Source organism: Brachybacterium sp. AOP29-B2-41, assembly GCF_052378395.1.
Classification (GTDB): Bacteria; Actinomycetota; Actinomycetes; order Actinomycetales; family Dermabacteraceae; genus Brachybacterium.
Genome location: NZ_JBQSXR010000003.1, coordinates 267,334 through 275,640, shown reverse-complemented (window position 1 = coordinate 275,640; position 8,307 = coordinate 267,334). Strand labels below are relative to the sequence as shown.

Below are 8,307 nucleotides of genomic sequence, written 5' to 3'. Positions count from 1 at the left end.
CCCGATCCGCCACCTCACCCCGATGCTGAGAGGACGCGGCCGCGTGCTGCGGACCAAGCGCAGGTAGTTCGTCGCGAACGCCACCCCGGCCGACACGCCAGCCAGGAACGCTGCCGTCACCCCGACAGATCTCGCCCCGGAGAGAGCAGCAGGCTCGCCAGCGAACACGAAGGCGCCAACGACGATCCCCACGACAAGCGCGACAAAGGCGAACGCCAGCGCACGAGACTCGGCCGCCACCGCACCACGTATCAGTACGCGCAGAGAGTCCGGAGATGAGGATTTCTTCTCTGAACGTCGAGGCCCGCGAGGGCTGGACTTTTCTTCCGTGAGTGAAAGGTTCATCGGTGTCCCCGCGTTCGTTCCGCGAGGCGAGTTGGCGACGGCACGAGGTCGGGGTGGTCCCGCCACGTTCCTCCGGCAATGCTCATGACCATCGCGTTGGCCGTAGCAACCAGCGGCACAGCGAATAGTGCTCCGGGGATGCCTGCGACGATCGATCCGCCTGCAACGGCGAGGACGACCGCGAGGGGGTGTACTTTCACGGCGGAGCCCATGATCAGCGGTTGCAGGACGTGTCCTTCGAGCTGTTGGACGAGGAGGACGATACCCAGCATGATCAGCGCGATCACCCATCCGTTGTAGACGAGTGCGATGAACACAGCGACCGCGCCGGTCACGACGGCGCCGATGACGGGGATGAAGGATCCCAGGAACACGAGCACGCCGATCGGGATAGCGAGCGGGACTCCCAGCAGTGCTGCGCCGAGCCCAATGCCGACCGCGTCAATGAACGCGACGAGGATCTGCACCTTCACGAACGACTGCAGGGTCGCCCATCCGGCACGTCCCGCCTCATCGGTGGCCGGGCGGGCGCGGCGCGGGAACAGGCGCACGATCCAGGCCCAGATCCGATCTCCGTCGATGAGGAAGAACAGCGTCGAGAACAGGGCCAGGAGGACGCCAGCGAGGACATGTCCCACTCTGGAACCGAACGCCGCAGCCCCGGACGCCAGCGCGGCGCCATCCTCCTGAATCATCGTCCAGACCTGTTGGACGAAGGCATCCAGGTCGGCCCCGGACACCTGCAACGCAGACTCCGCAAGGAACTTCCGGAACTCCGTGAAGGACGCCACCGTCTGCTCAGCAAGTCCTCCAAACCCTGACGTGATCTGCGTGACCACCAGATACCCCAGTGCTCCCACCACCACCAGAACGCTCAGCTCGGCGAGAGTGATCGCCGCCCAGACTGGCCACCGGTGCCGGGCCAGAAAATTCTTGAACGGGACGAGGAACGCAGCCAGCACGACCGCGACCAGCAGCGGGATCACCAGCAACCTCAGCTGCACCACGAGAAAGCCGATCACCGTGAGCACCCCGACGATCGCGAGGATCCGCCACGACCATGCGCCGGCGATCCGCATCCCCACCGGGAGCACCTCAGCCTCCGTCGTTGACCAGGCCTGCGGTTCCGTGCGTCTTCTGAACAGCGGCATCTACCCATCCTTCCGGTCGATGTCGCGAGCTGCGGGGACTCGGCGTGCCGCGTCCCGGGCAGCAGGAGCCACCGCGGCGGCCGCGATCGCGATCGCACCGGCAACAGCGCAGACCCAGAACCCCCCGGTGAACGCAGCATCCGCCGGTGGGGACTGATGCACGATCAGGTGCCAGCTTGGTTTAGGCCGCCAGGGTGACGGTCGGGTTCATGATGGTCTCGTATTCGATGGGGGTCAATCGGCCCAGGCGGGCCTGACGCCGGCGGCGGTGGTAGGTCCGTTCGATCCAGGTAATGATCGCGATCCGGAGTTCCTCACGGGTGCGCCAACGGCGCCGGTCCAGGACGTTCTTCTGGAGTAGCGCGAAGAAGGATTCCATCGCCGCGTTATCACCGGCAGCACCGACTTGGCCCATGGATCCGATGAGGTGATGCTGGTTCAGGGCGTGGACGAACTTCCGGGATCGAAACTGCGACCCGCGGTCTGAGTGAACAATGCAGCCAGCAACGTCGCCGCGCCGGGTTGCCGCGTTGGCCAGGGCGTTCACCGCCAAGCGGGCCTTCATCCGGTCACTCATGGAGTAGCCGACGATCCGGCCGGAGAAGGCGTCCTTGATCGCGCAGAGGTAGAGCTTGCCCTCATCAGTCCAGTGCTCGGTGATGTCGGTCAGCCACAGCTCGTTGACGTCATCGGCAGTGAAGTCCCTCTGGACGAGGTCATCGTGGACAGGCGGTCCCGGACGTTTCCCGTTCTTGGCGCGCTTCTTCCCGAAAACGGACCACCACTGGTTGTCGTGGCAGATCCGCCACGCGGTCCGCTCGCACATGACCTCACCAGCCTCAGCGGCTTCGCCGGCGAGGAACCGGTACCCGAACTCCGGGTCGTCGCGGTGAGCGTCCAATAGCGCGTTGGCTCGATAGGCCTCGACCAGCTCGGCCTCGGTGACCTGCTGTTTCCGCCAGCGGTAGTAGGGCTGGCGAGAGAGCTTCAGGACCCGCAAGGACACCGCAACGGGGATCCCGTCGGCGGCGAGCTCGCTCACGAGCGGGTAGAGGATTTTCCCGGCAGATTCGCCTGGGACAGGTATGCAGCAGCACGACGCAGGACCTCGTTCTCCTGCTCCAGCAGCCGGTTCCGGCGGCGTAGCTCGCGTAGTTCCGTTGAGTCCTCACGGGTCTTCCCGGGGCGATTGCCGTCGTCGATGTCTGCTTGGCGGATCCATTTGTGGAGCGTCATCTCGTGGACGCCGAAGTCCTTCGCGATCTGCGCGATGGTGACGCCGTCCTCGCGGGACCGGGCGACTCGCACGACGTCCTCGCGGAACTCCTGGGGGTAGGGAGCGGGCATGGTGCACATCCTTCCAGGCCGCCCAGTGGGCAAGCCAGATCAGATGTCACCTAACGGTGCGGCAGTCCCCAAGGGAGAAGACACAGGAGGGCAGATGACCAGAGCCATCCAGAAGCGGACGCCACTGCCCACGCCGGTCAGGCTCGAGGACGCCCAGAACGTAGGCACTCTCCTCGCGGCCAGTCGCTCCGCCGAGACCAGACGCTCCTACGCCTCCGCGATGCGCACCTTCACGGCCTGGTGCCAGGAGCGCGGCTACCCAGGTCTGCCCACGGGCCCGGAGGTCGTCGCGTCCTACATCGCGCACCGGTCCACGTACGTCGCACACTCGACGATCTCCCGTGACGTCGCCGCGATCGCCGCCGCGCACCTGGACGGAGGCCTCGATGACCCCACCGCCCACCACGGAGTCCGCCAGGCACTCCGCTCCGCCGGCAGGACGCTCGGGACCGCACCCTCCCGTCGAGCATCACCTCTGACGACCACCCTGATGCGTCAGATCATCGACGCGATGGACGACCTTGAGACCGCGACCGGCAAGCGCGACCGCGCAATCCTCCTCCTCGGACTTGCCGCCGCCCAGCGCAGAAGCGAGATCGCGGCACTCACCACGAACGACATCGCCCGCCAGGATGCCGGCCTGCTGCTGCGCATACGCCGCTCCAAGACCGACCAGACCGGGAGAGGAGACCTCATCGGCATCCCCCTCGGCGCCCACCCCGAGACCTGCCCGGTGCTCGCACTCGAGGCGTGGCTCGAAGCCAGCGGCAGACGCCTCGGAGATGGAACCCCCGTGTTCTCCCGGATCTACAACCACTCCCGGATCGCCAACGCTGCATTGTCGGACCGCTCGATCGCCGGCATCATCCAGGCCCGCGCCGCAGCCGCCGGCACCAGCGGGAAGGACTACGCCCACACCGCAGGAGTCGCCCAGACCTGGGTCTCCGGGCACTCACTGCGTGCCGGACACGCGACATCCGCCGCAGAGGAGGGCGTCGACCCGATGGCGATCTCCCGCACCACCAGACACCGTCGACTGGACTCCCTCGCACGGTACGTGCGCCCCGCCAGCGCCTTCGAAGACTCAACAGCGGGCAAGATCGGCCTGTAGGTGCGCAGCCGTTCGAGCTGACAGAGGGAACGCAAGCACCCGGATCTCTTCACGACTTGACGAGGCACCTTACCGCGTCAGAGGCCTCACTTAGCTTGATCTCGGCCTCGTCTCCTCCTTCGCGGGCGGCATCGAGTACGCAGTGGTGGAGGTGGTCGCCGAGTAGGCCCAGCGCAACGTTCTCCAGCGCGCTGTCCAGGGCAGAGATCTGGGTGAGGATGTCGATGCAGTAGACGTCTTCGTCGATCATTCGGGAGATCCCCCGCGCTTGACCTTCGATGCGCTTGAGACGATTGAGATAGCGGGGCTTGTCCTGGATATATCCGTGAGGCCCGCTGTGACAGGCATGGCCCTCCGCGGTTTTGGGGACTGTGTTCATGAGTGATTCCGCTCGGTGAGACTGGGTCCGCGGCGAGCGCGGACGGCGGCGACGGTCGCCTCCGGGCGAAGGTCGAGGCGTCGCAGGAGCTGGGCGTTCAGGGCGACCACGATGGTGGACAGGGACATCAGGATCGCTCCGACGGACATCGGCAGCACGAACCCGATGGGGGCGAGGATGCCCGCCGCGAGCGGCACGGAGATCAGGTTGTAGCCGGCAGCCCACCAGAGGTTCTGCTTCATCTTCCGGTAGGCGCCGCGGGAGAGCTCGATGACCGAGAGCACGGAGCGTGGATCGGAGCTGGCCAGCACGACCCCAGCGGAGGCGATCGCGACATCGGTGCCGGCACCGATGGCGATGCCGACATCGGCCTGAGCAAGGGCAGGGGCATCGTTGACGCCGTCGCCGACCATCGCGACCTTCATGCCCTCCTTCTGGAGCTGGGCGACCTTCGAGGACTTGTCCTCGGGCCGCACCCCGGCGAAGACACGGTCGATACCGAGCTCCTTGCCGACGCTGTTCGCCACCGCCTCGGCGTCACCGGTGATCATGACGACCTCAACCCCCAAGCTGTGCAGGGCATCGATGGCGTCGCGAGATTCGGGGCGCACCTCGTCGTGGAGCTTGAGGCCGCCGATCACCTCGCCGTCGCGGAGGACGTGGAGGATGATCGCGCCCTCCTGGCGCCAGGCCTCAGCCTCGTCGACTTCACTCACTCCGGTCTCCTCGAGCAGTCGGGGACCGCCCACGCGGATCTCGTGCCCGTCCACCTGGGCACTCACGCCCAGCGCAGGGGTGGAGCTGATGTCGGAGCCCGCAGGGATCTGCGCTCCTTCGGCCTGAGCCCTGGCGACGATGGCGCGGGCGAGCGGATGCTCGCTCTCCGCCTCGGCGGCAGCTGCCAGGGCCAGCACCTCGCTCTCGTCCGCACCGCGGGTGATGATCTCGGCGAGAACGGGCTCACCCTTGGTGAGAGTGCCGGTCTTGTCGAACAGGACGGCGTCGACCATGCGCATGGCCTCCAGGGCAAGGCGATCCTTGACCAGAACTCCGCCACGAGCAGCACGCTCGGTGGCGATCGAGACCACCAACGGAATCGCGAGCCCCAGAGCGTGGGGGCAGGCGATCACGAGCACCGTCACCGTGCGCACCACGGCGGCATCGGGCATGCCGAGCAGAGACCAGGTGATCGCGGTGATCACGGCAGCGCCGAGAGCGAACCAGAAAAGCCACGCCGCAGCGGTATCTGCGATGCGCTGCGCCCGGGACGAGGAGTTCTGCGCCTCGGTCACCAGGCGCTGAATGCCGGCGAGGGCGGTCTCGTCACCTGTGGCGGTGACCTCGATGCGGAGGCTCGAATCGGTGGCGACGGTTCCCGCCACGACGGAGTCACCGGTAGAGCGCGTCACGGGACGGGACTCGCCGGTGACCATGGACTCGTCCACGTCGGCGCGACCCTCGCGGATCGTACCGTCGGCCGGGACGCTCGCCCCCGGGCGCACCAGGACCAGGTCCCCGTGCTGCAATTCGGTCGGCGAGACCCTCACGAGCTCGTCGCCGTCGATGCGCTCTGCCATATCGGGCAGCAGCGCGGCCAGGGAGTCGAGTGCGGACGTGGTCTGGGCGAGGGAGCGCATCTCGACCCAGTGGCCGAGCAGCATGATCACGATCAGCAGGGCGAGCTCCCACCAGAATTCCAGCTGGTGGTCGAGAATCCCGAGGGTGGCTCCCCAGGAGGCGATGAACGCGACCGTGATCGCGAGCCCGATCAGCAGCATCATCCCGGGCTGACGGGAACGGATCTCGGAGACGGCGCCGGTGAGGAACGGACGGCCACCCCAGACGTACATGACGGTGCCGAAGAGCGGGGCGATCCATAGGGAACCGGGGAAGTCGGGAACGCTGTACCCGAGCAGCATCGCGAACATCGGTGAGAACAGGACGACCGGAATCGCGATGATCAAGTTGATCCAGAACAGCCGCCGGAACTGTGCGACGTGGTCGCCATGGCCTGCGTGCCCACCGTGCCCGGCGGCGTGGCCCTCGTGTCCCGAATGGTCTCCGTGAGTTCCGTGGTCGTGATGCGCGTCGGGAGCGTCGTGCTCAGCACTGCCGGAGTGGGCGTCCTGAGGCGTGGGGGAAGGATGAGCGTGCTGCATGCCGGGTCCTCCGTGGTCTCGACCGTGTGTCTGGTTGCCAGCGTTCATGCGTCCGACCATATACCCCTAGGGGGTATATGTCGAGGGGTCGGAATCCGCTGTGACCATCGGCGTGATCGAGGCGCGGAGGGGTGGCATGACATCCCTCTAGTCGGCGCCAGAATCCAAGCCGCTGACTCCGACCAGATGGCCCGCTCGCCTTTGATCGAGGCCCAGGAGGGCGACACCAATGTCGACCTACTTCGGCGCCGGGGGCCGGAACCCACGGCGTCAGGGCGCGTAGTCGATGCCGGTCATCATGCCGACCTCCTGGTGGTACGCGTTGTGGCAGTGCGCTGCCCACCGGCCCGGATTGTCCGCATCGAAGTCGAGAGCGAACGATTCGATGGGTGCCATCATCACCGTGTCCTTTCGGAGCCCCGATGGCAGGGCGATGGTATGCCCGTGGATGTGGAGGGGGTGACTCATCATCGTCTGGTTGGTCGCGATGATGCGCACCCGCTGCCCCTCACGGATGCTCAGTGGAGTGTTCTGCCCGTAGGGGGCGCCGTTGATGGCCCACTGGTACGGCTGCATCGAGCCTTGGAACGAGAGCCCGAGCTCGGTGTCAACTGCGCGGTCCTCGAGTCGCGCCGCCTCGGCCGGCTCCAGAGTAGATCCGATGAGGGCCTCCCCGTCGAGCTCTCGGACCCGGACGTCCGCAGCGGGCACTTCCCCGGCACCGGTCCTCAACACGGCGAGCCCCTGGCCGCCGCTGGTCTTCCCGACAGGACGCGCCACCAGAGGGAACATGCCGTCCTTCACGGTGACCACCACGTCGTACCGCTCGCCCATGCCGAGATAGAGCGCCTTGGCGGTGACCGGCTCGACGGCGAATCCGTCAGAGTGGGTGACAGAGAGATCGTGATCTCCGAGCGCGAGAGCGAAGATGGTGTCGGCGGAGGCGTTGATCAGGCGCAGGCGCACGCGCTGGCCGGGCTTCGCCTCGAAGATCTCCGGCGCTTCGGGGATCCGGCCGTTGAGGAGGAAGTGGGGGTAGGTCACGTCGCCGGCATCGCCCCAGGGCTCCTCGCCCATGGGCATGTCGCCGTGGTCCATGCCTCCGGATCCCCCGTCGGCGGGGTCGTCGCCCATTGGCATGTCGCCGTGGTCCATGCCGCCGGAATCCGAGGGGCTGGCACCGGTCAGCGCAGCCAGGACCTCATCGGGAGTCTGCCCGGTCCCATCGATCCAGTCATCGAGGGTCACGATCCATTCCGCGTCGTAGTCTCCGGGTTCGTCGGGGTCGTCGATGATCAGTGGGGCGTAAAGCCCGCGGTCGAGCTGCAGGCCGACGTGGGAGTGGAGGAAGTACGTGCCGGGATCGGGGGCGACGAATTCGTAGGTGTAGGAGGTGTTCGGCTCGACCGGATCTTGCGTCATCCCCGGCACCCCGTCGGCCGCATTGTGCAGTCGGATGCCGTGCCAGTGGATCGTGGAGGCCTCGGGCAGGCGGTTCTCGAGCGTGATCCGCAGCAGAGCGCCAGCTGTGGCGCGGATCAGCGGCCCGGGGAGGCTCTCGCCGTATGCCCAAGTAGAGACCGTCTTCCCTCCGAGGTCCACCGTCGTCGGCGCCGCGGCGAGGGCCTGGGTGACGACATTCTGACCGGCCTTCGGCGTCAGGGCTGGAGGCGGCGGGAATGCTCCGGCGTCGGTCGAGGTGGTGCGGTTACCGCATGCCGCGAGCGTCAGGGCTGCTGCGCCGAGACCTCCGGTGAACACGGTGCGGCGGGAAACGGTCTTCACAGGTGCAGTCCTTCTCGAGTGAGGGGGTGG

The 8,307-nt window shown here is 66.9% G+C and carries 7 protein-coding genes; 1 reads left to right on the top strand and 6 read right to left on the bottom strand.

Annotated elements, in window-relative coordinates; translation table 11 throughout:
- From ACT3T9_RS05045 to ACT3T9_RS05035, 3 genes are all read right to left on the bottom strand, one after another.
- The coding region (locus ACT3T9_RS05045; RefSeq protein WP_444606067.1) for a hypothetical protein at positions 1 to 345 on the bottom strand (345 nt) is incomplete at its 3' end.
- On the bottom strand, positions 342 to 1,424 hold the full coding sequence (locus ACT3T9_RS05040; protein WP_444606070.1) for an AI-2E family transporter: 1,083 nt from the start codon (positions 1,422 to 1,424) through the stop codon (positions 342 to 344). The genes ACT3T9_RS05045 and ACT3T9_RS05040, both read right to left, overlap by 4 nt.
- Before the next feature lie 253 nt (positions 1,425 to 1,677).
- Positions 1,678 to 2,843 (bottom strand): IS3 family transposase gene (locus tag ACT3T9_RS05035; protein WP_444606066.1). Its coding sequence is split into 2 segments (ribosomal slippage): positions 1,678 to 2,556 and positions 2,559 to 2,843, totalling 1,164 coding nucleotides; the frame shifts between segments, so codons are not numbered across the junction.
- Positions 2,844 to 2,937: 94 nt separating this feature from the next.
- Here ACT3T9_RS05035 and ACT3T9_RS05030 point away from each other — a divergent pair.
- A complete protein-coding gene (locus ACT3T9_RS05030; protein ID WP_442332566.1) occupies positions 2,938 to 3,954 on the top strand; it encodes a tyrosine-type recombinase/integrase in 1,017 nt (338 codons plus the stop codon).
- Positions 3,955 to 4,003: 49 nt separating this feature from the next.
- On the opposite strand, the gene ACT3T9_RS05025 is transcribed toward ACT3T9_RS05030, so the two are convergent.
- The 3 genes from ACT3T9_RS05025 to ACT3T9_RS05015 all read right to left on the bottom strand — a co-directional run bounded on the left by ACT3T9_RS05025 (position 4,004) and on the right by ACT3T9_RS05015 (position 8,277).
- Entirely contained in the window at positions 4,004 to 4,333 is a 330-nt protein-coding gene (locus ACT3T9_RS05025; RefSeq protein ID WP_299303340.1) for a metal-sensitive transcriptional regulator, read from the bottom strand.
- Positions 4,330 to 6,492 (bottom strand): heavy metal translocating P-type ATPase, encoded by a 2,163-nt coding sequence (locus tag ACT3T9_RS05020; protein WP_442332565.1) that lies wholly within the window; start codon positions 6,490 to 6,492, stop codon positions 4,330 to 4,332. The genes ACT3T9_RS05025 and ACT3T9_RS05020 overlap by 4 nt, the downstream gene beginning before the upstream one ends.
- 270 nt (positions 6,493 to 6,762) lie before the next feature.
- The gene (locus ACT3T9_RS05015; RefSeq protein ID WP_444606065.1) at positions 6,763 to 8,277 is read right to left on the bottom strand and encodes a multicopper oxidase family protein; all 1,515 of its coding nucleotides are present in this window, start codon (positions 8,275 to 8,277) and stop codon (positions 6,763 to 6,765) included.
- Positions 8,278 to 8,307: the final 30 nt, after the last annotated feature.